Source organism: Ruegeria sp. YKSF57 (assembly GCF_059612585.1).
In genome coordinates this window covers 13,553-38,065 of record NZ_JBXWQW010000001.1, presented here as the reverse complement: position 1 = coordinate 38,065, position 24,513 = coordinate 13,553, and the positions used below count along the sequence as shown (strand labels likewise).

At 57.5% G+C, this 24,513-nt stretch carries 28 protein-coding genes and 1 other RNA gene; 14 read left to right on the top strand and 15 right to left on the bottom strand.

All coding sequences use genetic code 11. The features are described 5' to 3' along the window. Complete coding sequence (locus tag AC2FLX_RS00220; RefSeq protein ID WP_496875361.1) at positions 1 to 318, top strand: putative hemolysin; 318 nt, start codon at positions 1 to 3, stop codon at positions 316 to 318. A 3-nt stretch (positions 319 to 321) separates the two neighbouring features. Here AC2FLX_RS00220 and AC2FLX_RS00215 read toward each other — a convergent pair whose 3' ends face one another. Both AC2FLX_RS00215 and mgtE read right to left on the bottom strand, forming a co-directional pair. Beyond that, on the bottom strand, positions 322 to 879 hold the full coding sequence (locus AC2FLX_RS00215; protein ID WP_496809594.1) for a 5-formyltetrahydrofolate cyclo-ligase: 558 nt from the start codon (positions 877 to 879) through the stop codon (positions 322 to 324). 10 nt (positions 880 to 889) lie between these two features. Next, positions 890 to 2,281, bottom strand: a complete 1,392-nt coding sequence (gene mgtE, locus AC2FLX_RS00210; RefSeq protein WP_496744941.1) for a magnesium transporter — start codon at positions 2,279 to 2,281, stop codon at positions 890 to 892. Between the two features lie 140 nt (positions 2,282 to 2,421). On the opposite strand from mgtE, the gene guaD reads away from it, so the two are divergent. Next, a complete protein-coding gene (gene guaD, locus AC2FLX_RS00205; protein ID WP_496809595.1) occupies positions 2,422 to 3,711 on the top strand; it encodes a guanine deaminase in 1,290 nt (429 codons plus the stop codon). A gap of 55 nt (positions 3,712 to 3,766) precedes the next feature. Here the strand turns inward: guaD and AC2FLX_RS00200 are convergent, their stop codons facing one another. From AC2FLX_RS00200 to AC2FLX_RS00190, 3 genes are all read right to left on the bottom strand, one after another. After that, positions 3,767 to 5,101 carry an 8-oxoguanine deaminase gene (locus tag AC2FLX_RS00200; protein ID WP_480751105.1) on the bottom strand — a complete coding sequence of 445 codons (1,335 nt, stop codon included), beginning with the start codon at positions 5,099 to 5,101 and terminating at the stop codon, positions 3,767 to 3,769. A 116-nt stretch (positions 5,102 to 5,217) separates the two neighbouring features. After that, positions 5,218 to 6,009: a histidinol-phosphatase gene (gene hisN, locus AC2FLX_RS00195; RefSeq protein WP_480751106.1), complete on the bottom strand. Its 792-nt coding sequence runs from the start codon at positions 6,007 to 6,009 to the stop codon at positions 5,218 to 5,220. Between the two features lie 45 nt (positions 6,010 to 6,054). Beyond that, positions 6,055 to 6,426 carry a helix-turn-helix domain-containing protein gene (locus AC2FLX_RS00190; protein WP_480751108.1) on the bottom strand — a complete coding sequence of 124 codons (372 nt, stop codon included), beginning with the start codon at positions 6,424 to 6,426 and terminating at the stop codon, positions 6,055 to 6,057. A 346-nt stretch (positions 6,427 to 6,772) separates the two neighbouring features. Here AC2FLX_RS00190 and AC2FLX_RS00185 point away from each other — a divergent pair, with 346 nt between their 5' ends. After that, positions 6,773 to 7,729 (top strand): NADPH:quinone oxidoreductase family protein, encoded by a 957-nt coding sequence (locus tag AC2FLX_RS00185; RefSeq protein ID WP_480751109.1) that lies wholly within the window; start codon positions 6,773 to 6,775, stop codon positions 7,727 to 7,729. Here the strand turns inward: AC2FLX_RS00185 and AC2FLX_RS00180 are convergent, their stop codons facing one another. After that, a complete protein-coding gene (locus AC2FLX_RS00180) occupies positions 7,730 to 8,611 on the bottom strand; it encodes a LysR family transcriptional regulator (RefSeq protein WP_480751111.1) in 882 nt (293 codons plus the stop codon). 124 nt (positions 8,612 to 8,735) lie between these two features. Between AC2FLX_RS00180 and AC2FLX_RS00175 the strand changes: the two genes are divergently transcribed. Beyond that, positions 8,736 to 8,945 (top strand): DUF1127 domain-containing protein, encoded by a 210-nt coding sequence (locus tag AC2FLX_RS00175; protein WP_496807655.1) that lies wholly within the window; start codon positions 8,736 to 8,738, stop codon positions 8,943 to 8,945. Positions 8,946 to 9,105: 160 nt separating this feature from the next. Then, positions 9,106 to 9,882: a Bax inhibitor-1/YccA family protein gene (locus tag AC2FLX_RS00170; RefSeq protein ID WP_480751114.1), complete on the top strand. Its 777-nt coding sequence runs from the start codon at positions 9,106 to 9,108 to the stop codon at positions 9,880 to 9,882. A 134-nt stretch (positions 9,883 to 10,016) separates the two neighbouring features. Here AC2FLX_RS00170 and AC2FLX_RS00165 read toward each other — a convergent pair whose 3' ends face one another. After that, positions 10,017 to 10,529: a hypothetical protein gene (locus tag AC2FLX_RS00165; RefSeq protein ID WP_496809596.1), complete on the bottom strand. Its 513-nt coding sequence runs from the start codon at positions 10,527 to 10,529 to the stop codon at positions 10,017 to 10,019. Positions 10,530 to 10,735: 206 nt separating this feature from the next. Continuing rightward, the gene (gene rpmG, locus AC2FLX_RS00160; protein WP_005630270.1) at positions 10,736 to 10,903 is read right to left on the bottom strand and encodes a 50S ribosomal protein L33; all 168 of its coding nucleotides are present in this window, start codon (positions 10,901 to 10,903) and stop codon (positions 10,736 to 10,738) included. A gap of 314 nt (positions 10,904 to 11,217) precedes the next feature. On the opposite strand from rpmG, the gene AC2FLX_RS00155 reads away from it, so the two are divergent. From AC2FLX_RS00155 to AC2FLX_RS00145, 3 genes are all read left to right on the top strand, one after another. Further along, the gene (locus AC2FLX_RS00155; RefSeq protein ID WP_496807654.1) at positions 11,218 to 11,853 is read left to right on the top strand and encodes a DUF1326 domain-containing protein; all 636 of its coding nucleotides are present in this window, start codon (positions 11,218 to 11,220) and stop codon (positions 11,851 to 11,853) included. Between the two features lie 14 nt (positions 11,854 to 11,867). Beyond that, the gene (locus AC2FLX_RS00150; protein WP_496809597.1) at positions 11,868 to 12,710 is read left to right on the top strand and encodes a DUF2182 domain-containing protein; all 843 of its coding nucleotides are present in this window, start codon (positions 11,868 to 11,870) and stop codon (positions 12,708 to 12,710) included. Between the two features lie 68 nt (positions 12,711 to 12,778). After that, positions 12,779 to 13,111, top strand: a complete 333-nt coding sequence (locus AC2FLX_RS00145; RefSeq protein WP_496744953.1) for a GYD domain-containing protein — start codon at positions 12,779 to 12,781, stop codon at positions 13,109 to 13,111. 6 nt (positions 13,112 to 13,117) lie between these two features. Here AC2FLX_RS00145 and rnpB read toward each other — a convergent pair. The 6 genes from rnpB to AC2FLX_RS00115 form a co-directional block, all read right to left on the bottom strand. Next, positions 13,118 to 13,509, bottom strand: an RNA gene (gene rnpB, locus AC2FLX_RS00140) — RNase P RNA component class A. Positions 13,510 to 13,538: 29 nt separating this feature from the next. Beyond that, entirely contained in the window at positions 13,539 to 14,213 is a 675-nt protein-coding gene (locus AC2FLX_RS00135; RefSeq protein WP_496809606.1) for an N-acetylmuramoyl-L-alanine amidase, read from the bottom strand. Beyond that, positions 14,210 to 15,013 (bottom strand): hypothetical protein, encoded by an 804-nt coding sequence (locus AC2FLX_RS00130; protein WP_480751122.1) that lies wholly within the window; start codon positions 15,011 to 15,013, stop codon positions 14,210 to 14,212. The genes AC2FLX_RS00135 and AC2FLX_RS00130 overlap by 4 nt, the downstream gene beginning before the upstream one ends. Before the next feature lie 42 nt (positions 15,014 to 15,055). Then, on the bottom strand, positions 15,056 to 16,543 hold the full coding sequence (gene gatA / locus AC2FLX_RS00125) for an Asp-tRNA(Asn)/Glu-tRNA(Gln) amidotransferase subunit GatA (protein WP_496809598.1): 1,488 nt from the start codon (positions 16,541 to 16,543) through the stop codon (positions 15,056 to 15,058). Positions 16,544 to 16,546: 3 nt separating this feature from the next. Beyond that, on the bottom strand, positions 16,547 to 16,834 hold the full coding sequence (gene gatC / locus AC2FLX_RS00120) for an Asp-tRNA(Asn)/Glu-tRNA(Gln) amidotransferase subunit GatC (RefSeq protein WP_480751125.1): 288 nt from the start codon (positions 16,832 to 16,834) through the stop codon (positions 16,547 to 16,549). A 154-nt stretch (positions 16,835 to 16,988) separates the two neighbouring features. After that, positions 16,989 to 17,792, bottom strand: coding sequence for a nickel-binding protein (locus AC2FLX_RS00115; RefSeq protein WP_480751127.1), 804 nt, complete (start codon positions 17,790 to 17,792; stop codon positions 16,989 to 16,991). 389 nt (positions 17,793 to 18,181) lie between these two features. On the opposite strand from AC2FLX_RS00115, the gene AC2FLX_RS00110 reads away from it, so the two are divergent. Together AC2FLX_RS00110 and AC2FLX_RS00105 are read left to right on the top strand one after the other, a co-directional pair. Beyond that, entirely contained in the window at positions 18,182 to 18,874 is a 693-nt protein-coding gene (locus AC2FLX_RS00110; RefSeq protein ID WP_480751128.1) for a metal-dependent hydrolase, read from the top strand. Between the two features lie 12 nt (positions 18,875 to 18,886). Continuing rightward, positions 18,887 to 19,858 carry a nuclear transport factor 2 family protein gene (locus AC2FLX_RS00105; RefSeq protein ID WP_480751130.1) on the top strand — a complete coding sequence of 324 codons (972 nt, stop codon included), beginning with the start codon at positions 18,887 to 18,889 and terminating at the stop codon, positions 19,856 to 19,858. A gap of 41 nt (positions 19,859 to 19,899) precedes the next feature. On the opposite strand, the gene AC2FLX_RS00100 is transcribed toward AC2FLX_RS00105, so the two are convergent. Further along, a complete protein-coding gene (locus AC2FLX_RS00100) occupies positions 19,900 to 20,355 on the bottom strand; it encodes a nucleoside deaminase (RefSeq protein WP_496809599.1) in 456 nt (151 codons plus the stop codon). Between the two features lie 62 nt (positions 20,356 to 20,417). Between AC2FLX_RS00100 and AC2FLX_RS00095 the strand changes: the two genes are divergently transcribed. The 4 genes from AC2FLX_RS00095 to AC2FLX_RS00080 all read left to right on the top strand — a co-directional run bounded on the left by AC2FLX_RS00095 (position 20,418) and on the right by AC2FLX_RS00080 (position 24,509). Continuing rightward, positions 20,418 to 21,233, top strand: coding sequence for a pseudouridine synthase (locus AC2FLX_RS00095; RefSeq protein WP_496744965.1), 816 nt, complete (start codon positions 20,418 to 20,420; stop codon positions 21,231 to 21,233). A gap of 177 nt (positions 21,234 to 21,410) precedes the next feature. Continuing rightward, positions 21,411 to 22,322 carry a 5-bromo-4-chloroindolyl phosphate hydrolysis family protein gene (locus tag AC2FLX_RS00090; RefSeq protein ID WP_480751135.1) on the top strand — a complete coding sequence of 304 codons (912 nt, stop codon included), beginning with the start codon at positions 21,411 to 21,413 and terminating at the stop codon, positions 22,320 to 22,322. Between the two features lie 28 nt (positions 22,323 to 22,350). After that, positions 22,351 to 23,541 (top strand): toxic anion resistance protein, encoded by a 1,191-nt coding sequence (locus AC2FLX_RS00085; RefSeq protein WP_496744967.1) that lies wholly within the window; start codon positions 22,351 to 22,353, stop codon positions 23,539 to 23,541. Positions 23,542 to 23,546: 5 nt separating this feature from the next. Beyond that, positions 23,547 to 24,509: a DUF2927 domain-containing protein gene (locus AC2FLX_RS00080; RefSeq protein ID WP_496875360.1), complete on the top strand. Its 963-nt coding sequence runs from the start codon at positions 23,547 to 23,549 to the stop codon at positions 24,507 to 24,509. Positions 24,510 to 24,513: the final 4 nt, after the last annotated feature.

The window sequence follows — 24,513 nt, the reverse complement described above, 5'->3', positions numbered from 1 at the left end:
ATGTTGTTCATCCGCCCGATCGAACATAGTTTATTTCAACAAACAACACGTGCTCTGCCACGCGCGGGTCTCGACCGACAGATTGGGCGTTTCGTGAAACTGTTTACTTTGGCAATCGCGATGACCCTGGCCGCCAGCTACGCTATAGCGCAAACCAAGACTACGATGACAAACCCAGCAGCTACGTTCTGCGTTGAAAACGAAGGCACATTCGAAATACGCAAGAACGCTGATGGCAGCGAACATGGCGTTTGCATCCTACCCAACGGACAAGAAGTCGATGCCTGGGATTATCTGCGCAGCCATTTCGAGAACTGATGTTCAAAATGCCAGGATGCGGCTTTCCGTGACGATCATGTCCAACGGTTGATCCGTGGGTTCAAGCGGCAGGTTTTCAGCCTCCTGTCCATCAAATGCAAACCCGATGGCCAGTGTCGGTCTCTTGGCCCGCAGCCCTTCCAACGTGCGGTCATAGAACCCGCCGCCATACCCCAGACGCCCACCGTGAGCATCGAACGCCACAAGCGGGACGATCAGAATCTCTGGGTCGAAATAATCATCAATTTCAGGCACCTTGGCACCGAATGGACCGTCACGGAGCACACCTTCAGGCACCCATCGCGAAAAGCGCAAAGGTTGACCAGCGGCTTGAATCACCGGAACGCCCACTGGGCCGTAAGCCGCAGCTTCCGCCATAGCGGGAAGCGGGTCGATCTCGGTCCGGATCGGCATGTAACCCGACAAGGGAACGCCGCGATATCCGGCCAAAACCTCTGATAGATGACCGGCAGCGCCGGGTGGTGCGGCTTCAAAGGCCTGCTTGCGACGGGCAAAGGCCGCCTTGCGTGCAGCTGCTTTCACTTCGGCCAGGTCGGTCAAGGAATAGTCCTCAGGTCAAAAGCCATGCTGCCAGCCCCAGGAAAGCGAAGAAACCCACAACATCCGTCACCGTTGTCACGAATGTCCCCGAAGCCAGCGCCGGGTCGACCCCGGCTTTTTCGAGAAGCACGGGAATCCCGGTTCCCGCTAGCCCGGCCACGACCAGATTGACCACCATTGCGGCGCAAATCACAAAGCCGAGCATGGGCGAGCCAAACCACGCGTAACAAACGATTCCCATGACCCCTGCAAACACGATCCCGTTGGTCAAACCAACCAGCGCCTCGCGCCTGACCACCCGCCAAAGGTTTGATCCGGTCAGGTCGCGTGTGGCAAGGGCCCGAACCGCCACTGTCAGACTTTGCGTCCCGGCGTTGCCGCCCATCGAGGCCACGATAGGCATCAACACCGCCAAAGCCACAAACTTTGCGATGGTGTCATCAAAGATCGAAATCACGATAGAGGCGACAATCGCAGTAATCAGATTGACCCCCAGCCAAGGCAGACGCTGCTTTGTCGTTTCGACAACCGTGTCGGATAGACTGCCTTCACCCACACCAGCAAGGCGCATCATGTCTTCTTCGTACTCCTCGTCCAGAACAACCATCGCATCGTCTATTGTGATCACACCAACGAGCCGCCCGTCCTGATCGACCACCGGCGCCGAGATCAGATGATACTGATTGAAGGCATAGGCCACATCTTCTTCGTCCAGATCGATGGGGAAGACGTGAAAATCCTCTTCGGCGATGTCACTGAGGTGAACTTCGCGCCGGGTTCCCATCAGCTTGCCCAAGGTCACATAGGCCACCGGCTTGAGGCGGGGGTCGACCAAAATGACGTGATAAAAGTCCTCGGGCAATTCCTCGGCAGCACGCATGTGATCGATGGCCTGACCCACTGTCCAATGTTCAGGCGCCATGACCACTTCGCGTTGCATGAGGCGACCGGCGGAGTTCTCCGGATATGACAGCGCCTGTTGCGCGGCGACCCTTTCGGCATCCTCAAGAACACCAAGGATGACTTCCTGTTGCGGTTCCTCAAGATCTTCGAGCAGGTCGACAACATCGTCACTGTCCAGATCGCGCACGGCATCGGCCAGAACGTCAGGATGCAGGATGCCTATGACTTCTTCGCGAACGCCCTCTTCGAGTTCCGAGAGAATCTCGCCATCGAATTCACGGTCGTAGAGGCGGATTAACTGTGCGCGATCGTCGGAATCGATCTGCTCCAAAAGGTCAGCGATATCCGCCGCATAAAGCGGCTCCATCAACGCGACGAGAGCATCGCGGTCGCCAGCCTCTACTGCATCAAGAATATCCGCGACAACCTTGCGGTCCAATGCATAGGCGTCGTCGTCCCGGGGCTGGTCGGTATCGACCTGATCGTTGCCAGTGGTCATGAACTGCCCCTTCACTTTCGCGATTGACCCCTAATTAGAAGAAGCTGCTACCGGAAAACAATGACAATAGCGCAATTTACCCACATCTTTGCCGCTTCTATGCTGTGCGTCGGTTCCAACAAAGTGGAGATCGACTGGACATGACGCAGAAAACACTGCTGCAAGGTCGCGTGTTAAGCTTTACTGCCTCACCTTTCGAGGGTGAGCCAACTGACGCCGTGCGCGTCAGCGAAGCCGTACTGATATCAAACGGCATAATCGAAACCGTTGGGTCCGCGCGATCCTTGCAAGAGGCCAACCCCGATGCCAAGTGCATAGACCATGGGGACCGGATCATTATGGCGGGTTTTATCGATCCTCATGTTCACTATCCCCAGACCGCGATGATCGCCAGCTGGGGAAAGCGGCTGATCGACTGGCTGAACACCTACACCTTTCCCGAAGAAATGAAATTCGCCTCTACCGAATACGCCGCCGAAATCGCGGCGCGGTATCTGGATCTTACTGCGGCGCACGGAACCACGACCATGTGCAGTTTCTGCACAATCCACCCTGAAAGCGTCGATGCATTTTTCGCCGAGGCGCAGAAGCGCAAGCAAAAAGTAGTTGCGGGAAAGACCTGTATGGATCGCAACGCCCCCGAAGGTCTGCGGGACACCCCCCAAACCGCCTATGACCAATCCAAGTCGCTGTTGCAGAAGTGGCATGGGGTCGATCGCATTTCTTATGCCATCACACCGCGGTTCTCTCCGACCTCGACACCGGAACAGCTGGAAGCGATGGGTGCGCTTTGGGCGGAGAACCCCGAATGCCTGATGCAAACGCACCTGAGCGAGCAAACAGACGAGATCGAATGGGTCATGTCGCTGTTTCCGGACGCGCGCGACTATCTGGACACTTATGAGCGCTTCGGCCTTCTGGGCAAAAGGGGGCTTTATGGTCACGTGATCCATCTCGAACCGCGGGAACGCGACCGGCTGCGCGAGGTGGACGCGGCCCTGATTCACTGTCCGACCTCAAACACCTTCATCGGGTCCGGCCTGTTCGATATGGCCGGTTTGATGCAGGACGGGCACAGAATTGGCCTTGCTACGGATACCGGTGGAGGGTCTAGCTTTTCGATGCTGCGCACGATGGCCGCGGCCTATGAAATCGGGCAACTGCGCGGCACGCCTCTGCACCCGGCACAACTGTTGTGGTTGGGGACAGTCGGATCCGCCGGAACCCTGCGCATGGACGATAGTATCGGCAATATCGCACATGGGATGGACGCAGATTTGGTGGTTCTCGACCTGGCATCGACCCCGGCCATTGCGCAACGCGTCGCCGTCGCGGACGACTTGTGGGAGGCAATCTTCCCAACCATCATGATGGGCGACGACCGCGCCATCGCCGAAGTCTGGATCAGCGGTCAGCGCGTGGCCAAATGATGTTGGCGCGCGCCATTGGGCGTGCAACTGTTATTCATGAAGGCAGCATCAGGGTTCAGTCTTGCAGCGCAAGTGCCAGCTGGTTCTGACGCTCGATCACCACCGGCAAATCGACCGTAGTGACCTGCCCATCACTCACAATCTGACGCCCTTCGACAAACAGGTGTTTTACTGTGGTCGGCCCGGCCAGAAGCAGTGCCGCTGGGTCCCAGCTACCCGCACTTTCGACACAGCGCACGTCCCAGACTGCGATGTCGGCACGTTTGCCAGGTGCGATACGCCCGCAATCCGGGCGATTCAACACATCCGCTCCGCCCCGCGTCGCGATTTCCAGCGCTTCGCGCGCCGACATCGCATCGGCCCCGCGCGCCACCCGCTGCAACAGCATCGCCTGGCGCGCTTCGGCCATCAGATTGCCGCAGTCATTGGATGCCGCCCCGTCAACGCCCAACCCGATAGTGACCCCTCTGTCCCGCATCTCGCGCACCGGGGCGATCCCCGAGCCAAGACGACAGTTTGAGCAAGGACAATGAGCGACACCGGTTCGACTGCCAGCGAAGAGATCAATTTCCTGTCCGTCCAGCTTGACGCAATGGGCATGCCATACATCCGAACCTGTCCAGCCTAGGTCTTCGGCATATTGTCCGGGGCGACACCCGAACTGTGACAGAGAATACGCAATATCTTCGTCGTTTTCTGCCAGATGGGTATGCAGCATGACGCCCTTGTCCCGCGCCAAATCAGCGGTATGACGCATCAGATCACGACTGACCGAAAACGGAGAACACGGGGCCAGCCCGACATGACACATGGAACCCTCGGAGGGATCGTGAAATGCATCGACCACACGTATCATGTCGTCAAGAATGTCTGCTTCGTTTTCCACCAACTGATCCGGCGGTAGTCCGCCATCGCTTTCACCAATACTCATCGCTCCACGTGTCGGGTGAAACCGTAGTCCGATTTCAGCCGCAGCCGCGATCGTGTCATCCAAGCGCGCGCCATTGGGGTAGAGATAGAGGTGGTCGGAACTGAGTGTACAACCCGACAACGCCAATTCAGCGAGACCAATCTGAGCCGACACGAACATCTCGTCCGGGCCGAACCGGGACCAGATTGGATAGAGCGTCTGTAGCCAGCCAAACAGCAGCGCGTCCTGCCCTTTTGGCACGGCGCGGGTCAATGTTTGATAAAGATGGTGATGCGTATTCACTAATCCCGGCGTCACCACACAACCTGCCAGATCGTGAATTTCGCCATCAGACTTCAGATCATGCCCAATTTCAGCGATCTGGCCGTCCCGAATTATGACGTCGGAATTTGATAATTCGCGCCGTTCGTCATCCATTGTCAGGATGGTGTCGGCATTCTTCAACAGGATTTCGTTCATGTTTCACACTCCTGCAACCGCCCGTTTCGTGCAAGGAGTGTTGGGACCGGCGGAAAACGGACTCAAGAACCGGTCAGCGTCTGACTATACTGTCAACCGCCGCTTTTCAAGTTTGTTCAGAACCGGCGAAGGATATCCAGCGCTTCCGCATGAATCTCAGGATTTGCCGCCGCCAAGGCTCGTCCACCCTGATGAGCCGGGCCGCCCTGCCAATCAGTCACTACACCACCAGCCGATCGGATAACGGCAATGGGGGCCTGGATGTCGTAAGCGTTCAGACCAGCCTCGATCACCAAATCCACCTGACCTGCAGCGAGTAGCGCATAGGCATAACAATCCATTCCGAACCGCGTCAGTTTTACCTGCTCGGCAACGGCCCGAAATGCAGCACCCTCTTCCGGTGTCCCAACTTCTGGAAACGTGGTGAACAACACCGCATCCTTCAATGCGACGGGTGTTCGTGTTTGCAGCCGGGTTTCGCCGTGCGGACCACGAACATACGCCGCATCATGCGTTCCGACGAATCGCTCGCCGATATAGGGCTGGTCAATGACGCCAAGAAAAGGGCCATCGTTGTTGGACAGGGCAATCAGCACGCCCCAGGTTGGTGTTCCGCTGATAAACCCCCGAGTTCCGTCTATCGGGTCCAATACCCACATCCGACCATTGGCACTTGCCGTCTTGCCGAATTCCTCCCCCCAAACCCCATCTTCGGGACGGTGCCTGGCCAACACATCGCGCATGGCTTGTTCCGCAGCATGATCCGCAACGGTAACCGGATCGTAACCGGCATGCAGCTTGTTTTGAGTTTCCAATATAGGCTGCCGGAAATATGGCAGAATGGCCGCCCGGGCAGCATCCGCCAGCATTTCGGCAACTTCTAGATCGCTGAACTGGGTACGTTCCATAACACACCCGTGCGGCTAGCAATCAGAAGAGTCAAGACCTTTGGATTAGGCTACATCGCTCAGCACACGCGCTAGTTCAAACAGGCGGCGACGCTGGTTTTCTGGAATTGCGTAATATGAGCGGACCAGATCCAATGCTTCTTTGTCACCCATAAGGTCCGCAGGAACCTTTTGCTTTTGCGGCGTGTCCTTGTGCGACTCGTCAAGGCCTTCGAAGAAGAAACTCACAGGCACTTCCAGCGCCTCCGCGATGTCCCAAAGGCGTGACGCACTGATCCGGTTTGCGCCGGTCTCGTATTTCTGGATTTGTTGAAACTTGATTCCAACCTGCTCCGCCAACTGCTGCTGTGTCATTCCGATCAGCCAACGGCGGTGCCGCACACGCTTGCCGACATGGACATCGACGGGATGGGTCATGGGTTCTCTCCTCTGTTACACTGACAACTGTCCGGGTACTCGCGCCTTAGGCCTTGACCCCCAAACTAGCGGGTGGCCTTTTAAGAACTCCCTAATTCCGAATATGCACCCCGAACTGCACTATCACTATATATCGCGAATTTCGCGCCTCATTTCAAGAAGGTTGAATCAAGACCCCGCAACACAGGTTTGTGGTTGTGAGTATGATGCAAACAAATGTCAACTTCTGAGTAGAGATTACCCTAAAGAAAACACCGGGGAGTTGTTGCCCATTCCACGTTTCGCTATGCGTTCAAGAACCGAAAACCGAGCCATTGCCACAGGCTCCGAGAAAGGACACATCTTGATGCTCGCATACAACGTGACCACTATGGGAGCCTCTGCCGAGCTTGTGAACACCCCAAAGCCAGAGCCGGAGCAGGGTCAGGTCAGAGTCGCCATTCGAGCCTGCGGTCTAAACTTTGCAGACCTACTGATGCAGCAGGGAAGCTATCAAGATACGCCTGCCGTGCCTTTTACACTTGGAATGGAAATATCCGGGATTGTCGACAAAGTCGGAACAAATGTGACCGACTTGAAGCCAGGAGACCGAATCGCTGTCTACTCGGGTCAAGGGGGATTGGCAGAGTTTGGAACTTTCGATGCTGAACGGGCGATTAGGCTCCCGGACTCGATGAGCTTTGAGGACGCTGCTGCAATACAAATTGCGTATGGCACCAGCCACATTGCGCTAAGTCATCGTGCCATGTTGCAACCCGGCGAAACTTTGCTGGTTACCGGTGCCGCCGGAGGCGTAGGGCTAACAGCGGTCGAAATCGGCAAGTTGATGGGGGCCAGGGTAATCGCTCAGGCGCGAGGTCCAGACAAGCTGGCAGTTGCCCAAGCCGCCGGTGCGGACCACCTGATCGACGCGTCAGAAGACCTGCGAGAGCGGGTCAAGACTCTGGGTGGGGCCGATGTCGTTTATGACGCCATCGGCGGAGATGTATTCAAAGCCGCCTTCAGGGCCACAAATCCTGAAGGGCGCTTGCTGCCCATCGGTTTTGCCGGTGGCAACGTGCCACAGATTTCAGCCAATCACTTGCTGGTCAAAAACCTTACGGTCATCGGCGTTTACATTGGCGGGTATCTGAAATTCCGCCCCGAAGTTGTACGAAACAGCTTTGAAACCCTGTTCCGGTGGCATGGCGAAGAAAAAATCAAACCACATATCAGTCACGTACTGCCGCTGGAACGGGTTGCCGAGGGTATGACGCTATTGAAAGAACGCAAATCGACCGGCAAGGTGGTGATTACGCCATAATCAACCGGCGACGGCCTTGAGTTGTGGCCCACCGATCATCCGGAAATTCTGGCGCACCAACTCCGCCAGCGCTTCGACAATCGCACCCCGACCACTTTCGCCACCGTAGAGATTTATCCGGTGGGCTGGCAGTTCGGGCAAAGCCCTCCCCGAGTCGATCTGCTCCAGATGCGCGGCTTCGGTTCCATCCAGCATCGCATGCACTGCGAGATCCGCGCTTACGGTTGCTTCAATTGTGCGGTCGTTTTCAGTTTCGACAGCAAGTTCCCACGGAATCCCGGCCTCATCCAAGGCAGAGATTACCTGCGGGCGGAACATGCACCGCCGCCCCAATGCCAACCTAAGCGGCCGCTTGCGCCATGCGGATCCTCCAGGCGCGCCGATCCAGCGAAGCGGCAGTTCAGCGACCGTCTCGGCCCCTTCCCCATTCGATGCTTCGGTGGTCAGGATCAAATCGCATTCGCCCTTGCCGAACATGTCCTTGAGTTGCAGCGAATAAGACGACACCAGTTGCACCTTCACACGCGGAAAATCGGCATTGAACCGCTGCAATACCCTTGGGATCGCCGGGTAAACTATGTCATGCGGAACCCCCAGAACCACTTCGCCCTCAAATGCCTGATCGGTCAGTTTCCCAATCAATTCGTCATTGAGCGCCACCATCCGGCGGGCATAGGCCAGCAGCTGTTCACCGGATGCCGTCAACGCGATGGTGCGTCCGCTGCGGTCGAGCAATTCCTGACCCAATAGCTCTTCCAGTCGTTTCAACTGCATGGAGACAGCAGATTGCGTGAGATGCAGGAATCCCGCTGCGCGAGTCACACCGCCATGATCCGCAACCGCCACAAAGGAACGCAATGTGGTGATGTCCAAGTTTCTCATTATCACAATCCTTGATGTGAAAGATCAAAAACATTCGTTTTCAAAATCAATCATACTGCACCATATAATTCAAGAAAATTGATGAAAGAAAGAAAACACATCAGCAATCAAGAAAGGTTCCGATATGACACTCACCTCTGCATCCACTACTTGCCGCACCGCCCGCACATCGCGCACATACCGCATCCGGACCTCGCTTTCTGTCTGGCGTCAACGTCGCGCTCTGGAACGTCTGGACAGTCGTGCCCTTGAAGATGTCGGGTTGACCAAAACTGAAGCCCGCGAGGAGGCCTCCAAACCGATCTGGGACGCTCCGGACAACTGGCGCTGCTGATCGCGGCGCCAAACGCAGTTAACTCCGGATGACTACCATCTGCGCAAACTCAAGAATTTGTCATGAAAAGGCTTGAATTGCGAGGCTTCCTTTCCGATATTTGCTCCGAGTACCGCAGGTTTGCACCTGCACACAAACGGACAACTTTAGGGAGACCTCAATGGCTGAATTCGACACAATCCGGACGGCGGCTGGCGCGCGCGTTGCCCAGATTGACGAGGGCCTGCGCGCCCATATGAACAAGGTCTACGGCACGATGTCCGTAGGCATGCTGATCACATTCCTGGCTGCATGGGCGATTTCCGGGCTGGCGGTGACCACCGATCCGTCGGCCGCCGCGGCACAACTAAGCGCAGACAAGTACCTGACCCAATTCGGCTATTCGATCTATGCATCGCCTCTGAAGTGGGTGGTCATGTTCGCGCCTCTGGCCTTTGTCTTTGGCTTTGGCGCAGCCATTAACAGATTGAGCGCGGCTGGTGCACAGCTTGTGTTCTATGCCTTTGCCGCCGTGATGGGTCTTTCCATCAGCTCAATCTTTCTGGTCTTCACCGGCCAGTCCATCATTCAGGTGTTTCTGATCACCGCGATCGCCTTTGCCGGCCTGTCGCTCTATGGTTACGCCACCAAGAAAGACCTGTCGGGGATGGGAACGTTCCTGATCATGGGCCTGATTGGCCTGATCGTGGCTTCTATCGTCAACATCTTTATTGCCTCTTCGGCGATGGCGTTCGCAATTTCGGTGATCGGCGTGCTGATTTTCGCAGGCCTCACCGCCTATGACACACAGAAGATCAAGACCACGTATATTCAGATGGCCCACTCCGGCGATCAGGAATGGCTGGGCAAAGCAGCGATTATGGGCGCTCTGAGCCTGTATCTGGACTTCATCAATATGTTCATGTTCCTGCTGCAGTTGTTTGGAAGCCGCGAATAAACCGCGGGTAAACCAAATCAAACAAGATGGGGCGGGTTCTTTGGAACCCGCCCTTTTTTTCTGAACGGCTTCTCATAGACAAAAAAACGGCCACCGTACGGCGGCCATTTCCTAAAAAGAAGATCGACGTCAGATCAGCTGCAATCCAGCGGCACGGCGAAACCAGTGGTCCGCTTGCCAGCTGAACCTTTCTGATAGGCACTTCCGCTTGCAAGGCACCCGGTCAGGCGGGGTATGGCGCTGGAGAACGCGCTCCCGGCTGAGGCATCCATCTTCGCTGTTGTTCCTTCCTGCGTACGCAGAACGGCAAACAGGATACCGTTAACTTCGACATTGCTCAGCATCAGCGTTTTGTCCTGCCCGCCGACTTCGACTGCATTCGCGGGGGTTCGTCCACCGTGGTCAATAGCGACACCGGCAATTTTGTTCATATCAGTCTCATCCGTCGTCACCTTGACCGGTGCCAGACGCGCCAGTTCCGCCGGAACACTTTCACGGCGCGTGATATAGTCCACAACCCCTTTTTCTTCCGAAAAGGTTTTTGGTTCACCATCAAGGCCGGTAAATCCAACCCCTTCACGGTTCCAGATATCGTCGCAAGCTGCAAGCGAGAGACAGGCGAATGCGGGAAACAAGATTTTTTTCATGGCTGCTCAGAGATTTGTGACGGGTTGCTGAAACCGTAAAGGCAGTAAGGGCTTCATATCAAGCAGGGTGACTTTCGATTGTCTGTAAGCCTGATGCTCGTCTGCAACGGCCCACGCATCGCACCCAGTGTGTCGAACGCCACAAAATCAAAAAAAAGAGCCGCATACTGATGCGGCCCTTCCTCGAACATCCTGTATAAGAAGGCTTACTTGATCTTGCCTTCTTTGTACTCGACATGTTTGCGAGCGACCGGATCGTATTTACGAACGGTCATTTTCTCGGTCATGGTGCGAGCGTTTTTCTTGGTCACATAGAAGTGGCCCGTGCCCGCGGTCGAGTTCAGACGGATCTTGATGGTCGTCGGCTTCGCCATGGTTATCTCCTGCGTCCGAAAAGGCAGGAGCCTTTCGGTTGAATTCCTATGAGCGTGCGCTTTTACCCTGCTTAACGGCCAAGTCAACCGGATTCGATGCAGAACGGCAGGTTTTTCGAACGCTCTCTCAAGTTGCAGACATGGAAAAGATTCATCCGTTTGGCAAATTTTTGAACACATCACGGTTCCGTGATAATGTCGTCGGACAATGTAAATCCGGGAAACAATAACCGGAAATCGCATTGCGAGGCCTTCCACGGCAAGACCCACGTTCGAGCATGCTGGTTCAAACAAGTCTACCGAGGGGGTAAACTATGACAGAGTGGCACATTGATGCGGAAGAGCTTGCCAATTGCAATTGCAACTTCGGCTGTCCCTGCCAATTTAGCGTTCTGCCGACACATGGGAACTGCGAGGCTATCGTCGTTTATGACATCAAGTCGGGGCACTACGGCGACACCAAGCTGGGTGGCCTTAGGGCAGCAGGCGTCTACTACTGGCCTGGTCCAATTCACGAAGGCAATGGCCAGATGCAATTGATCGTGGATGAGCGCGCGGACGCCGATCAGCGCAAGGCGTTGGAGTCGATCATGTTGGGCGAAGATACCGATGAAATGGCTACGATGTGGTACGTTTATGCAGCAATGAGTCCAACGAAACACGAAACGCTTTATCTTCCTGTCGAACTTGACTGGAGCCGCGAGGAACGCACCGGCAAGGCCGAGGTCAAGGGGATTTTCAACGTCGAGGTAGGGCCGATTCCCCATATCGTATCCGGCCTCCCGCACCGCGCCGGAATCAATTTACCTAACGGATTTGAATATCGCCATGCCGAAGCTGCCTCCGGCACCGCAACGACAACCGGCGGCGCCATCAGCCTGACATTTGATGCCACGCATGCTCATCTGGCTCATCTGAACATTTCCGGACACGGCGTCGTCGGGGCCTGAACAGGGTATGCCTCATGAGCGGCAAAACTGATCTAAACGCGTATGGGCCGGCGGAAAAGCTGGCCCGTCACGACACTCGGATCGTCCTGGCCAGCGTGTCATTGGTTGTGATGGGCGCGGTCTGGTATACGATTGCCGGTGTTGGCATGAACATGTCGGCCTTGGAGATGACTCGAATGGCCCGCCCTATCGGGGAACCCATGATGATGGGCATGGCCGTTCAATGGACGTTGCAATACGCCGTTCTGATCTTTCTGATGTGGTGGATCATGATGATCGCCATGATGACACCCAGCGCAGCTCCTATGCTCTTGCTATATACCGCCCTAAAAAGACATGGGGCCGACAAAGCCTCTGTAGCCCTCCTCGGCACCCTGTTTCTGGCAGGCTATCTGATTGCTTGGGCGGGGTTCAGCCTTTTGGCCACAGTGCTGCAATATGCTCTGGAAGCCTGGGGGCTTTCAGACGGTCCCATGATGACCATCCGCTCCAAGACCTTTGCCGGTTTTGTGATGATCGCAGCAGGCCTTTATCAGTTCTCCCCACTGAAATCGGCCTGCCTGCGTCACTGCCGGTCGCCTGCCCATTTCCTGGCCGCGCACAATCGACCTGGCCGGTTGGGAGCACTTCTGACTGGTATGGATCACGGACTCTATTGCCTGGGATGCTGCTGGGCTCTGATGGTGCTTTTGTTCGTGGGTGGCATCATGAACCTGTATTGGATTGCAGGTATCGCCCTGTATGTGGCGGCAGAAAAACTGCTGCCTCACTCCAGATGGCTAGTCGCTATGACAGGCGCCGCACTGTGCCTTTTCGGCATTTTTCTGGTCTATCCGGCGTTCTCCGCGTTGGTCTGACTTTGGGTTACCAGGCCTGGGGACTGGCCAATATGTTCGTCCCGCACACCTCAATCATGGAGGGCAACATGCCCCTATTCATTACCTACGCATCTTATTCACAATCCGGGATTCAGGGACTGATGAAAAAACCGGAGGACAGGACCGCTGCCATTCAGGCGCTTTTGGACAAGGTCGGCGGCAAGATCGTCGCGCTATACATGACCACCGGAACCAACGACATCGTGCTTGTCAGCGAAGCACCGGATGGCGCGGATGCCGTCTCGGTCGGAATGGCGGTGGGCGCTTCCGGTGTTACGTCCAGCATTGAAACCGTCAGGGCATGGACCGGTGCCGAATTTGCGGCGATTGCCGAAAAAGCGGCCGGGTTGACCGGCGCATACAAAGCGCCGGGCTCGTAAAGAAAAACGCGCGGGGGGCCTGTAAGCCGGATCCTGTTCCGGGGTTGCCCCCTTCGATGACCATTCCTCTAGGCCGCGCATTGCTGCGCGGCTCAAGCTGCCAACCCGGTCCCTCTCGGCCAAGGCGAGCCTAGCGGCGGTATCGGCTGACGCCGACCGGCCCGCGCGGGGACCCTATTCGGCATTGCTCCCGGTGGGGCTTGCCGTGCCGCCCCTGTTGCCAGCGGCGCGGTGGGCTCTTACCCCACCGTTTCACCCTTACCGCGCATGCGCGGCGGTCTGTTTTCTGTGGCGCTTTCCGTCGGGTTTCCCCGCCCGGGCGTTACCCGGCACCGTTGCCTTGTGGAGTCCGGACTTTCCTCTCGGGCGTCTGCCCCAGCGGCCATCCGGCCCTCCGCGCAGTTGGGGACATAGGAGTTTTGTTCCCTCAGGTCCAGAGCGCAGTATGGCCAAGCGGTGTGAAATCCGCAGGCTCCAACGCGCCGCAGGCCCGCGGGCGATAACGCAGACGAACTGCGGCAAGCAGCGTCTCGTCATCCACATCGGCCGTATAGCCCTTGTCCCGCGCTAACGCCCGGAACAATGTCGCCGGAGCGTCTTTTGGACCTTCGCAGAATCCGCGTTTTCCCGCTAATCCCTGATGCTCAAGCCGCGGCCAGTCAAAGCGGGATCCGGGATCGAACTTTCGACCCGGAGCCATATCTGAATGACCGATGACGCCTTTGGGAGGAATGCTCCAGCGCGCCATGATCCTCGTCAGCAGTCGCTCCAATGCCGCCATCTGCGGCTCCGAATAAGGATGATCCCCGCCGTTATCCAACTCGATCCCGATAGACCGCGAGTTGATATCGGTGTGCCCGCACCAGCTTCCGGCGCCGGCATGCCAGGCCCGGTCCTCTTCGTTTACCATCTGCCAAAGCATGCCATCGCGTCCGATCAGGTAATGCGCTGATACTTCGGCATCAGAATCACATAACCGTTCAAGCGCCGCCCCGGTTCCCTCCATCGCGGTGTAGTGAAGAACGATCAGCGACGGCGTCAGCCCATCGCGGCGCGGGCCGAAATTCGGTGATGGTTGCCAGATCGGCTCCACAGGTGTCAGTTATTGATCGCCCGTCGGAACGGGCTCGGGTCCCAGCCACAGGCATAGCCATCACCATCGGGGTCCAGACCCTTGCGATCCCTTTGCGGTCCGCCACTGGCCAGAAACTCGATCTGGGCCTGATCCGGCGAGGGGAATTTGGCGCAGTTTCGCTGAGCCTTGGCCTGCAAGTTGAACCCCGCCCTGCTGTAGACTTGTGCCCCAACCGGGTTCGAAGAGGAAAGCGCGTATTGCACGATATTGGGCTGACCATCGCTGCTGCGTTGCGGCAGCGTAGTTGGCGTGACCACTTCGTAAGTCGCCTTGTTCTTTTCGATCCGCGCCGCGTCACTTTCAATCGAGCGCCGGTTGGACACCGCGTCAAAATTCTGCTCGTCGGAGATGCTGACGTTATTGGCGACCACCGGCGCAGTAGCGCTCAATGGAGCTGTAGCTGTCAATGGAGCTGCGACCGCCGCAACCGGTACATCGGGCTGAGCAGTGGCAGACGGTGACGTACCCGCCAGTGCCGCCGCGGTCTGATTGGCGATATCTTCGGCCGAATCCCCGCCTGTTTGCACAGCTGTCAACGGATCGCCTTGGGCCACCAGTGCAGACGCCTCGACAGATGATGGCGACAGCGCCTCAGACGAGATAACCGAAGGCGGGATCAAAGGGTCCCCGTTTACGGTTTGCCCGCTCAGAACCGCCTCGCGTTGCGCCTGATACGAAGGTGTGTTGAATTCGGTTCCAGGAACCGTGCTGGTGGTGTCACATGCGGCCAAAAGGCCGATCGCCGGGATCAGAAGAACTGCACGCATTTCAAGCTGCCTTTTGTTGCTCTTTCCTGCTCTACTTTAGAGTTACCACCATTTGCCCGGTTTGGCCACAAAACCGGCCGCATTTTCGAGCGCATAGGCAGTATTGAGCAGATCGCCCTCTTCCCACGGGCGTCCGATCAGCTGCAGACCCAGCGGCAAACCCTGCTTGTCCAGTCCCGCTGGGACAGAAATACCAGGAAGCCCCGCGAGGTTCACGGTCACGGTGAACACATCGTTGAGGTACATCTGCACCGGATCGGTCTCGGTCATCTCGCCCAGCCCGAAGGCGGCAGATGGGGTGGCTGGGGTCAGAATCGCGTCCACGCCTGCGGCGAACACATCTTCGAAATCCTTCTTGATCAGGGTACGGACACGGCGCGCACGATTGTAGTAAGCGTCATAGAAGCCCGCTGACAAAACATATGTTCCGACCATCACGCGGCGCTGAACCTCATGGCCAAAGCCTTCGGCGCGGGTTTTTTCGTACATCTCGGTGATGCCATCGCCCTGCGCCAACCGGGCGCGGCGGCCATAGCGAACACCGTCATAGCGGGCGAGGTTCGAGGATGCCTCGGCCGGAGCAATCACATAATAGGCGGGCAGTGCGTATTTGGTGTGCGGCAGCGAGATATCGACAATCTCAGCGCCTGCATCTTTCAACATAGCGGCGCCATCGGCCCAGAGTTTTTCGATTTCGGCCGGCATTCCGTCCATGCGGTATTCTTTCGGAATACCGATCTTTTTGCCCTTGATGTCGCCGGTCAACATGGCCTCGAAATTCGGGACGGCCAGTTCGGCGCTGGTGGAATCCCTGGGGTCGTGGCCGCACATTGTTTCCAGCATGATCGCTGCGTCACGCACATTCTTGGTCATCGGACCGGCCTGATCCAGCGAAGAGGCAAACGCGACGATACCCCAGCGCGAGCAACGGCCATAGGTGGGTTTGATACCGGTGATCCCGGTGAATGCCGCAGGCTGTCGGATCGAACCGCCGGTATCGGTGCCGGTTGCAGCCAAACACAGGTCAGCTGACACGGCAGCAGCCGAGCCGCCAGACGACCCACCGGGGGTCAGCTGTGCATCATCATTCCCGCGTCTCCACGGGCTGACGGCATTGCCATAGACCGAAGTTTCGTTCGACGATCCCATCGCGAACTCGTCCATGTTCAGCTTGCCCAGCATCACCGCGCCCGCATCGGCAAGTTGCTGCGACACAGTCGATTCGTACTCGGGCTTGAACCCTTCGAGAATGCGGCTGGCCGCCTGCGACGGCACGCCCTTGGTGCAGAACAAGTCCTTGATGCCAATGGGAAGGCCGCACATCGACGGCGCGTTACCAGCTTTGATCCGTGCGTCCGCAGCCTTTGCACGGTCCATGGCGATTTCAGGCGTCTTGTGGACAAATGCGTTCAGCGCGTCCGCCGCGTCAATGGCGGCCAGACAGGCCTGGGTCAGCTCGACAGAAGTGGTTTCGCCCTTGCGAAGCGCGTCGCGGGCCTCTGCCAAGCCCAGTTTGTTGAGATCGCTCATGTCTTACTCCACCACCTTCGGGACCGCAAAAAAGCCCTCGCGCGCATCGGGGGCGTTGGACAGAACCCTGTCCTGCTGGTTGCCATCGGTGACCACATCCTGGCGACGCTTCAGGCGCATTGGCTCGACCGAGACCATCGGCTCGACACCCTCGACATCCACCTCGTTCAGTTGCTCGATGAACCCAAGGATCGTATTGAACTCCGAGGCCAGCGCCGGCAGCGCGTCATCCTCGACCTTGATCCGGGCCAGTTTGGCCACCTTGGCGGCGGTGCTTTGGTCAATCGACATGGCTAACCCTCATATGCGTCAGGGGGCATTTACCCCTCAGACGGGCGGGTCGCAAGTGCGCAAGAGTCTTGTTGGCTGCAAGCCGCAACCCCGAGAAAGCCGTTTTCCGACGATGCGCGCGCTCAACTGGCGCCATTTCCTCAAAACGATCATTTCAGACAGGCGCAAAAAGCGAGACCGGCGCGGAAATACCCTTCAACTGTTTTGCGCCCACTGGCTGGAATTCCAGACCTGCATCCACGCATGCGTTTTTTGCTTGTAACGAAACAAGGGGCTGGCTCGCCTGAGCTACCTGACAAATTCGCGCCGCCATCTGCACGGCTGAACCGAATAAGTCGTTGCTGTCCTCCACGGGCTCACCGGCATGGACACCAATCCGAACCTGAATTGGTATCTCGTTCTTTTTGTTGTAGGAAGTGAACTCCCTATGAATGGACAAGGCGCAGTTCACGGAATTCGGAACATCATGGAACGATGCCATGATTCCGTCGCCAAGGTGTTTGATCTCTCGCCCTTCATAGCGCTCCAGAGACCGGCGGATGATCGCGTCATGAGCCCGCAACAATTCCACAGCCATGTCGTCACCGAGCTTGTCGGTCATTTCAGTGGAACCAATCATGTCGGTGAACATGATCGCGCGAAACGCCGAGTCATCAATGGCCTTCGTCTGCGCGGTAGGCGGATCCTGAATGCGGCCCAGAAACGCTTCAAAGGCAGACAGGTCGACCTCGATCATTTCATTGGCAACGTGCCCGTGTGCCTCGGCGTGCACCCGGTCGGCGGTTGCCTTGTCCGGCGCATCCACCAGGCAGAATGTCGTGCGCCGTTCGGCATCGAACCAATAGGTGAGAAACTTGACACCGAATTGGTCCTGTATCTCCAAATCCCGAAGGTGGTGCATCGCCACCCCCTCCTCTGTTTCTTCGACCATGTCGTGACGATCCAAGAAGATTGGCATGTGCTTCCCCTCCTCCTTTTCGTCCGAAGTATAACACGGGTTGCCCGCACACTTTGCGTTTCATGTACGGTGCGGTATCCCGTGCCGGGTGTTATCGGCGAGAAGCGCCTCGAATCGAAACCAGAATCCTCTGCCCCTCGTCCCGATTGATCTGGTAACCACGTTCTTCCAGCCTACCACTTTCGCATTCACGACAGTCGACAGACGTGGGTAGCCAAGGATCGACTTTTACAGACGGCACGCCTAGCCTCGCAATATGATTGATGCAATCGGAAGGCTCGAAGCGATCACAAACCCTTTTATAAATGGCTCCAAATTCGCGCATCCAGTCCATGGATTTTTGCATTTCCGATGCTAGGCTTGAGCCAAGTTCAACGAGGGAGGATTTCATGAACATCATTTGGCTGGGCCACGGCAGTTTCCGCATCGAAACGGGAGAGCAGGTTCTTCTGATCGATCCGTGGCTGACCGGAAACCCCTCGCTCCCCGAAGAACATCACGAAGCAGCCGTCGCCGGGGCCACGCATATCCTGCTGACTCATGCGCATTTCGATCACGTCGTGGATGTCCTGCCTCTGGCAAGGAAGCTGGGCATACCTGTTGTCGGGCAATACGATCTGATGGGATTCTGGGGCGAGACCGAAGGCATCGATACCATCGGTTTCAACAAGGGAGGGACCGTGCAGCTTGGCTCGGTCAAAGTGGCGATGGTGCCCGCCTCTCATTCATCGACATTTTCTACTCCCGAGGGCCTGCGCACCGGCGGCAGCGAGGTGGGTTTCATGATCATGGCCGAAGGTCAGACGCTGTATCATTCAGGCGATACGGCGCTCATGGCGGACATGGAATGGATGGGCGACTACTACAAACCCGATATCGGCATCTTGTCCGCTGGCGGGCATTTCACCATGGACATGAAACAGGCCGCCTATGCGGCCAAACGGTATTTCAGCTTCAAGACCGTGATTCCGTGCCACTACAAAACATTCCCGATCCTTGAGCAATCCGCGCAGGATTTGGTTGACGGATTGCCTAGCGTGACCGTGATCGAACCCGAGGTCATGCGAGCGATAGAAACCTGACACCGTCACGACATGTCTGGCTCGCTCTCCCCTTCTCCGGAACTGATGGCGGTAGTGCGCCGCTGGCACCAGGCCGTTCAGAACCGTGACGGCGCCACGCTGGCGAACATGCTGTCTGCTTCCGAGCATTTGAGGTACCAGGGAACGGCAGACGACGAAGCCTGGTCGGGGCAACTATTCCGCAAAGGATTCGCCGAACATGTCGACGAGATTCCGCGCTATGACTGGGAGGAACACAGCCTTGAAGCCTTCGAGTGCGGGAATATCGGCTGGGCCCATTGCCATGCCACGTTGACATTCGCCAGTAACGGCAATTCATCTCTGCACCGTTTTACTTTCGTGCTGCACCTCGAGAATGGCGTTTGGAAGATGATCCAGCTTCATGTGTCGAACTCGAAATCCAATCTGGAAAAGATCGGCATCGAACATGAGGCGCTCAACGCACTCGTTGCGGCGGCGAGGAAAGGCTTCACGCTGGATCAAAGCGAAGGCGCGGCGTCGGTGATGTTTACCGACATTGCCGACTCGTCCCGGATCGCGCAGCAGATAGGAGATGACAACTGGGCAGACATGATCCATCGCCATTTGCAGTTGGCCCGGGACGTGATCGATAAGCACGACGGGCGGCTGGTGAAATCCCTGGGCGACGGAACGATGTCGATCTTTCGATCCGTTCACGATGCTGCGCGGGCGGCGGTGGCCTTGCAAAGGCAAAACACGGCTTTTCCGTCAGACACAGCGCTTGGCCTGCGGGTCGGCATCCATTCAGGAGACGTCATACAAAGAGACGAGGATTTTTTCGGGACGGTTGTGAACAAGGCCGCACGCGTGACCGACTTGAGCGGCCCGAATGAAATTTATGTCTCAGATGTGACGCGCCTGCTGGCGGGGACTGACGCGGAATTGCAATTTGGTGTTCCAAAATCGGTGCATCTCAAAGGGTTCGGAGGACAGCAGACGGTTTATCGCCTGAATTGGAGATGAAAAAACGAATGCACGGCTCAAATGGCGCGAAGAAGCGCGCGTCAATCCACCCTTCGCTGCTCGAAAAATGATTTCAGCAAAGCTTCGCATTCTGCCGCGGATATTCCGTCATAAACTTGAGGCTTATGATGCGCCTGCGGATGAGAGAACACCCTTGCGCCGTGTGCCACGCCTCCCGATTTGGGGTCGGCAGCGCCATAGTAGACGCGCCTGATCCGCGCTGCCGACAATGCCGCAGCGCACATTGCACAGGGTTCCAGTGTCACATACAGATCGTGACCGGGCAGCCGTTCAGAGCCCGCGTCTACACAGGCCGCCCGCAAGGCAAGAATCTCCGCATGTGCCGTTGGATCGCTCAACTCCCGCGTCCGGTTACCGGACTTGGCGACAACCCGGCCTTCAGGCGATACGATCACTGCGCCCACAGGCACTTCGCCGCGCTCGGCGGCGGCGCGCGCTTCCGAAAGTGCCTGACTCATATACGATCTGAATTCCATGCCTCTGACTGCCTCACAAACCCGGCTTTCGCAAGTCGTCGGGATGCGCTATGGCCGGTGGCATGAGCAAAACCCCTCCTCCCGGCGACCGGATCGCCAAAGTCCTTGCCCGCGCCGGTGTTGCCTCGCGCCGCGAGGCCGAACGCATGATCGAAGCGGGCCGCGTGACGGTCAATGGCAAGACCATCGACAGTCCAGCACTGAACGTGTCCGGCAAGGACAGGATCACGGTTGACGGTAATCCTGTCGCCGAGGCTGAACCGGCGCGTCTGTGGCTATATCACAAGCCCACCGGACTGGTGACCACGACCCGCGACGAAAAGGGGCGCGCGACTATTTTCGACAAACTGCCCGAAAACATGCCACGTGTCATGAGCGTGGGGCGGCTCGACCTGAACTCTGAAGGGTTGTTACTGTTGACCAACGATGGCGGCATCAAGCGCAAGCTGGAATTGCCCTCCACCGGCTGGTTGCGCAAGTACCGGGTGCGGATCAACGGACGCCCGAAGGATGAAGATTTCGCACCGCTGCGCCAAGGGCTTGTGATCGAAGGCGAAAGATTCCAACCCATGACGGTCACACTGGATCGCCAGCAGGGCGCAAATGCCTGGCTGACGGTTGGTTTGCGCGAAGGCAAGAACCGCGAAATCCGCCGCGCAATGGAGGATATCGGGCTTTCCGTGAACCGGCTGATCCGCGTGTCCTACGGGCCATTTCAACTCGGAAGCCTCAAGCCCGGCGAGGTGGAGGAGGTTCGACGCAGGGTCATGCGCGATCAGTTGGGGCTAGATCAAACCGACAAGACCGCCGACCCGGTGCAACGGCCCGCTCGCCCTCAAAGAAATCGGTCTGCCCCCGGCGGCAAACCCCGCCGGTGAGTTGACTGACGCAACCTTCCCCCTAGCGTCCCGGCTGAGCATCCACTAGATTCCCATTTGTCGGTGGTAATTTGGGGAACGCCATGTCTCAGACCGGATTGCAGAAAATAGCCTATGCAGCGCTGATTGTGCTGTTGTTTGGCGTGTGCACCGGCTGGCTTGGAGGGCTGTAAGGCGATGGCCCAGCGCTTTGGCGGAAAATACAGCCCGGATGCATCTGGCAGCGACGATCCCCCGCAACGCGGACAGTTCGACGGCGCGCGTGTGGATCCTGCCGGGGCGCGGGCCAATGTGATGTTCGTTCCGGCTATCCCGCTGGTTTTTCTGTCGCTTAACGACGGGGCAATCGGGCTGACCATGGGTCTAATTGCGGCTGGAATTCTGACGGCTGCCGCGTACCTTTTGCGCGAAGGGTTGCGGGCCGAAGCCGCGTATCACGACCGCCGTGCAGCCCGCCGCCCGGCCATTCCACGAAAAATATTTGCCAGTGTTCTGACCGGGCTTGGCGTGGGTCTCGCCGCTTTTCGCAACGATTATCTTGATGTCGGTACTGCCTCTCAAATCAGCGTGCTGGCCCCGTTGCTCTACGGGCTTGTCGGAACAGTGCTTCATTCTGTGTCCTTCGGCGTCGATCCCTTGACGGACAAGGGCATGGAGGGCGTCGATACCTTTCAACAGGACCGGGTTGCGCGAGTTGTTGGCGATGCGGAAAAACTGCTGCAGGATATGTCCGACGCCATCAAACGCGCAGGCGACCGAAAGATCGAAGCGCGTGTCGAACGTTTTCAGGACACCGCTCGAGAATTGTTCCGGACGGTCGAGGATGACCCCCGCGACCTCACGGGCGCACGCAAGTACCTGACTGTCTATTTGCGCGGCGCGCGCGATGCGACCGCCAAGTTTGCTGATGTCTACGCGAGAACACGGGACGCCAGCGCCCTGGCCGATTTTGCGGCGTTGCTGGACGATCTGGAACAGAATTTTGCCGCGCGCACCCGCAAGATGCTGCTGGATGACCACAGCGATTTGACAGTCGAAATTGAAGTTCTGCGCGACCGTTTGAAGCGCGAAGGTGTCCGGCCGGAGTGACCGGTTTGATTGATTGAGGAGGCGATTCATGTCCGATGCCACAAGAAACAAAGCTGTAGAAGCCGAAGCACTGGTGCAGGAAGTCACGGCTGTCGCCCTACCTGAACCCCAGACCGAAGCCGTTTCACTGGAAACTGCCGACGCGCCGGTTGGTGCCGAGATTCGCAAGCGGATGGGCGAAATCGACATGGCTGATACCAATTCGATCGTCTCGTTCGGATCGCGCGCCCAGGCAGAGTTGCAGGAAATCAGCCAATCGATGCTGGCAGATGTCCGCAACAAGGACGTAGGTCCGGCAGGCGACAGCCTGCGTGATATCGTGACCACAATTCGCGGCTTTTCGGTTAGCGAACTGGACGTGCGTCGCGAACGGTCATGGTGGGAAAAGCTTTTGGGCCGCGCCGCGCCTCTCGCCAAGTTCACCGCCCGGTACGAAGAGGTCCAGAGCCAGATCGACCGAATAACCGACGATCTTCTTGGACACGAACATACATTGCTCAAGGACATTAAATCGTTGGACCTGCTCTATGAAAAGACGCTTGGGTTCTATGACGAGTTGGCGCTCTATATTGCAGCAGGCGAAGAAAAGCTGACCGAACTTGACAGCCAAGACATTCCCGCAACTGCAGCCGGGGTCGAGACCGCAGCCGAAAGTGAACAGGTGATGAAGGCGCAGGAATTGCGCGACCTGCGAGCCGCACGTGACGATCTTGAACGCCGTGTGCACGACCTCAAGCTGACGCGGCAGGTGACGATGCAGTCGCTTCCCTCGATCAGGCTGGTCCAGGAAAACGACAAGTCGCTGGTGACCAAGATCAACTCGACGCTGGTCAACACTGTCCCGCTTTGGGAAACGCAACTGGCGCAAGCCGTCACCATACAGCGAAGCGCCGAGGCGGCGGCGGCAGTGAGCGAGGCCAATGATCTGACCAACGAACTTTTGACTGCCAACGCCGCCAACCTGCGCGAAAGCAACAAGATGATCCGGCAGGAAATGGAACGCGGTGTTTTTGATATCGAGGCAGTCAAACAGGCCAACGCCGATCTGGTCGGCACGATTCAGGAAAGCCTGCAGATTGCCGATGAAGGCAAGGCAAAGCGCGCCGCAGCCGAGGAAGAACTGAAAAAGATGGAGGCGGAGTTGCGAGATACACTGGCCGCCGCCAAGGCCCGGCAGGACGGCATGGGTGACGCCGCCGGAACCGCAGTTCCGGGCTGAACCACTTGATTGCGCAAAGGCTCAGATTTGGCAATTCGAGCGCAGCAATCTGCGCCCTGTTGGCATTGGTTGGCTGCGATGTCGATGGGCCGCCTTTACCAGTACCGCAGGAACGCCCGGCAACGTCGGCCCCTCCTGCCAACGCCTATGTCCCACCCTCGGCACAAAGCCAGGACCTGGCCCGGTACTATGAAAAGGTGCAAGGCGATCTGCTGACGCGGGGGTTGCTGCGCACGGATGGCGGCGGCCCGGATACGCCTTATGATGCGCAAGATCTTGTCCGGAATTTCGAAACCATTGCGTTCTACAGCGAGTATTCCGGTCAGAGCGTCTCGAGCACTCCTCGCCGCACCAGCGGGCGTCTCAACCGATGGGTCGATTCGGTCCGGATCAGTGTCGACTATGGCCCAAGCGTTCCGCCCGAGCGCAGACAGAAGGACAGTGCGCGGGTGAAATCCTATGCTGCGCGGCTTTCACGCGTCACGGGTCATCCGATCTCCACCACTGACCAGAACTCCAATTTCCATGTCTTCATCGCAGGTGACGATGACACGGCCTATGTTCAAGACCGGCTGCGGCAACTGATCCCGAATATTGGACAGGCTCAGCTTGATTTGTTCAACGATCTGCCCCGCGCGTTCTATTGCTTTGTCTTCGCGTCCGCCGGCGGCGGGTCAAGCCACACTTACACGCGTGCTGTCGCTTTGATACGGGCGGAGCATCCCGACCTCGTGCGGCTCAGTTGTATTCACGAAGAGATTGCGCAGGGCCTCGGACTGCCCAATGACAGCCCTGCCGCGCGGCCCTCAATTTTCAATGATGATGACGAGTTCGCCCTGCTGACCAGTCACGACGAAAAGTTACTGATGATGCTTTACGATCCTCGGCTGAAGCCGGGCATGACCGCCGCTGAGGCACGCCCAGTGACCGAGGATATTGCAAGAGAATTGATGGGGCAGCCGCTCTGACAGC

What these genes read in the sequence shown, in the direction of transcription:
- AC2FLX_RS00175 (WP_496807655.1), top strand. Translation starts at nt 8,736, where the DNA reads ATGACACTCACCTCTGCATCCACTACTTGCCGCACCGCCCGCACATCG.
- AC2FLX_RS00115 (WP_480751127.1), bottom strand. Translation starts at nt 17,792, where the DNA reads ATGCCAATCTTCTTGGATCGTCACGACATGGTCGAAGAAACAGAGGAG.
- AC2FLX_RS00090 (WP_480751135.1), top strand. Translation starts at nt 21,411, where the DNA reads ATGGCCCAGCGCTTTGGCGGAAAATACAGCCCGGATGCATCTGGCAGC.
- AC2FLX_RS00165 (WP_496809596.1), bottom strand. Translation starts at nt 10,529, where the DNA reads ATGAAAAAAATCTTGTTTCCCGCATTCGCCTGTCTCTCGCTTGCAGCT.
- AC2FLX_RS00105 (WP_480751130.1), top strand. Translation starts at nt 18,887, where the DNA reads ATGTCTGGCTCGCTCTCCCCTTCTCCGGAACTGATGGCGGTAGTGCGC.
- AC2FLX_RS00190 (WP_480751108.1), bottom strand. Translation starts at nt 6,426, where the DNA reads ATGACCCATCCCGTCGATGTCCATGTCGGCAAGCGTGTGCGGCACCGC.
- mgtE (WP_496744941.1), bottom strand. Translation starts at nt 2,281, where the DNA reads ATGACCACTGGCAACGATCAGGTCGATACCGACCAGCCCCGGGACGAC.
- gatA (WP_496809598.1), bottom strand. Translation starts at nt 16,543, where the DNA reads ATGAGCGATCTCAACAAACTGGGCTTGGCAGAGGCCCGCGACGCGCTT.
- AC2FLX_RS00095 (WP_496744965.1), top strand. Translation starts at nt 20,418, where the DNA reads ATGAGCAAAACCCCTCCTCCCGGCGACCGGATCGCCAAAGTCCTTGCC.
- AC2FLX_RS00155 (WP_496807654.1), top strand. Translation starts at nt 11,218, where the DNA reads ATGACAGAGTGGCACATTGATGCGGAAGAGCTTGCCAATTGCAATTGC.
- AC2FLX_RS00185 (WP_480751109.1), top strand. Translation starts at nt 6,773, where the DNA reads ATGCTCGCATACAACGTGACCACTATGGGAGCCTCTGCCGAGCTTGTG.
- rpmG (WP_005630270.1), bottom strand. Translation starts at nt 10,903, where the DNA reads ATGGCGAAGCCGACGACCATCAAGATCCGTCTGAACTCGACCGCGGGC.
- guaD (WP_496809595.1), top strand. Translation starts at nt 2,422, where the DNA reads ATGACGCAGAAAACACTGCTGCAAGGTCGCGTGTTAAGCTTTACTGCC.
- AC2FLX_RS00110 (WP_480751128.1), top strand. Translation starts at nt 18,182, where the DNA reads ATGAACATCATTTGGCTGGGCCACGGCAGTTTCCGCATCGAAACGGGA.
- AC2FLX_RS00145 (WP_496744953.1), top strand. Translation starts at nt 12,779, where the DNA reads ATGCCCCTATTCATTACCTACGCATCTTATTCACAATCCGGGATTCAG.
- AC2FLX_RS00170 (WP_480751114.1), top strand. Translation starts at nt 9,106, where the DNA reads ATGGCTGAATTCGACACAATCCGGACGGCGGCTGGCGCGCGCGTTGCC.
- AC2FLX_RS00180 (WP_480751111.1), bottom strand. Translation starts at nt 8,611, where the DNA reads ATGAGAAACTTGGACATCACCACATTGCGTTCCTTTGTGGCGGTTGCG.
- hisN (WP_480751106.1), bottom strand. Translation starts at nt 6,009, where the DNA reads ATGGAACGTACCCAGTTCAGCGATCTAGAAGTTGCCGAAATGCTGGCG.
- AC2FLX_RS00100 (WP_496809599.1), bottom strand. Translation starts at nt 20,355, where the DNA reads ATGGAATTCAGATCGTATATGAGTCAGGCACTTTCGGAAGCGCGCGCC.
- AC2FLX_RS00085 (WP_496744967.1), top strand. Translation starts at nt 22,351, where the DNA reads ATGTCCGATGCCACAAGAAACAAAGCTGTAGAAGCCGAAGCACTGGTG.
- AC2FLX_RS00220 (WP_496875361.1), top strand. Translation starts at nt 1, where the DNA reads ATGTTGTTCATCCGCCCGATCGAACATAGTTTATTTCAACAAACAACA.
- gatC (WP_480751125.1), bottom strand. Translation starts at nt 16,834, where the DNA reads ATGTCGATTGACCAAAGCACCGCCGCCAAGGTGGCCAAACTGGCCCGG.
- AC2FLX_RS00150 (WP_496809597.1), top strand. Translation starts at nt 11,868, where the DNA reads ATGAGCGGCAAAACTGATCTAAACGCGTATGGGCCGGCGGAAAAGCTG.
- AC2FLX_RS00200 (WP_480751105.1), bottom strand. Translation starts at nt 5,101, where the DNA reads ATGAACGAAATCCTGTTGAAGAATGCCGACACCATCCTGACAATGGAT.
- AC2FLX_RS00130 (WP_480751122.1), bottom strand. Translation starts at nt 15,013, where the DNA reads ATGCGTGCAGTTCTTCTGATCCCGGCGATCGGCCTTTTGGCCGCATGT.